Source organism: Mycobacterium sp. NGS17, from assembly GCF_059813205.1.
In genome coordinates this window covers 1-201 of sequence record NZ_JCALED010000074.1, presented here as the reverse complement: position 1 = coordinate 201, position 201 = coordinate 1, and the positions used below count along the sequence as shown (strand labels likewise).

The 201-nt window shown below is 69.7% G+C and carries 1 protein-coding gene; it reads right to left on the bottom strand.

Annotated elements, in window-relative coordinates; genetic code table 11:
• Window positions 1-201: hypothetical protein (locus tag AC5Y7E_RS24425; protein ID WP_499950989.1), on the bottom strand; the 201-nt coding region annotated here is incomplete at both ends.

Below are 201 nucleotides of genomic sequence, written 5' to 3'. Positions count from 1 at the left end.
GAAGACGATGTCGTGTTGGCCGGTGAGCACGGCTAGCAGTTGGGCGTAGCCGGCTTGCAGGACGGTGTTGAGGGTGCTGTGGTGGGTGCGGGCCAGTTCGTGCAGGTCGGTGGTGGTGTGTTCGGGCAGCCGGTAGGTGGTGGTGTGGCGTGGGCCGGGCTGGAGCCGGCCGGGTGGGCCGAGCAGGGTGGGGGTGTCCAG